Below are 1,533 nucleotides of genomic sequence, written 5' to 3'. Positions count from 1 at the left end.
ACTCAACTTTCGCACACTGAAATAGGCAGATATGCCTTGATATAGTTGGGTAAGCCAGCGACCCAATGTTGTAGTTGACTTTTGATTAACTTTTGAATTTTCTTGTTACTCTCTTTAAGGGTATCTTCAAGAAGCTCGATTAATTGCTGAAGCGCAATAGCCCAATCGAGGTCACTAATTTCATCACAGAGTTCATAAAACATACCGCCTAGTGTTCTTTGGTCCGTGCTACATCGGTTTTGCCAGGACAGCACCATGTATCGTGTAAAGACAATCGTTGTATGACTAATTAAGGAATCATAGGAACGACCTTGAAACTCCTTTTGGAGTTTTAATAAGGATTTCGTTGTCTTGAAAAAGACTTCAATGTCCCATCTTATACCATATATTCTGATGATTTCTTGGTCATCTAACGTACAGTCTGTACTCAAAATAGCTAGCCACTCGCTCTTTTTATTACGATTACGAACAAAGACCATTTTGACTAGAACTCCGTTGGCTTGAGTAGTTTGTATGGAGCGAAGAAGCCCTTTTTTTCCTTGAATGGGTGCTGCTAAACGATAGAGATCATTCAAGCTAACGCGCTCACCATCTACAAAGTAACGTTGCTTTAAATTCTTAACCATGCCAATTACATCTATCCCTAGTTCTTTGATGTTCTTAATGAGTGGTTGATGGGTAAACCAAGTATCCATTAACACATAAGAGGCATCAATCCCAGCATTCAAAGCCCGTTGAATCATGTCTGGAATTTGTTCTGGTGCAGATTGTAATGCTTCAAGTCGTCGTTTGTAACCTGAACTGCGTTTATCGATTTTACTTGTTATTCCGTTAATTTGGCTTGTTTTTGAGCTTAATAAAGAAAAGTCCACAGGAATGAACGTGGCACCATCTGACCAGCCAAGGGTAAGCATACGAAAGCCTTTATAAAATCGCATTTTTTGAGAAGCATGATCAAAACAACGAGCTAGTAACTCGACGGATTTACTACGATTTCGATCATACGAAGAATCATCTAACACCAAGACCTTCGGTCTGTCATGATTCGAGAGTCTCGTTACTTTGCCAATCGTGTGAGCGCTAAGAAAAAGTAAAAATCTACGCCATGCAAAGGTAGACTTATTTAAGAAACGATAGACTGCGTCTTTAGTAGGAAAATCGACAGATTTTTTACTTTCAAGCGTCCGAAACCAGTTCTTGTTTTCAAAGATTAAACAAAAGATCAGTTGAAAAAGAAAACCACAAGAAAAGCCGAAAGTCTTTGTAATACCAGCTTTTCTTAGATGTTTTAGCACCTGTAATTCTTTAAATGTGGATGTTAGTTCATTTGGTAGTTGCTTATTTTGACCATTATTCGATATCATATAGGAGGCACCTCTTCTGTTTGGATATTGTGATTCTAGTCAAATCAACTATACCAAACCATGAGGTGTTTTTTCATGCCTATTTTTAAGGTCAAGCACCATATTTCAACTACTCCGAACATTACAGCCATTTAAACTCATCACATTTTTTTAGGTGCGAAAGTTGAGT

1 protein-coding gene is annotated in these 1,533 nt (G+C 37.8%); it reads right to left on the bottom strand.

What is annotated here, in order from left to right; all coding sequences use genetic code 11:
- Positions 1-2: 2 nt before the first annotated feature.
- Complete coding sequence (locus V7150_RS22225; RefSeq protein WP_335522577.1) at positions 3-1,364, bottom strand: IS4 family transposase; 1,362 nt, start codon at positions 1,362-1,364, stop codon at positions 3-5.
- Positions 1,365-1,533: the final 169 nt, after the last annotated feature.

The organism is Neobacillus drentensis, assembly GCF_036965245.1.
In the GTDB taxonomy this organism is placed as follows: domain Bacteria; phylum Bacillota; class Bacilli; order Bacillales; family Cytobacillaceae; genus Neobacillus; species Neobacillus drentensis_G.
This window is presented reverse-complemented; position numbering and strand designations above follow the sequence as displayed.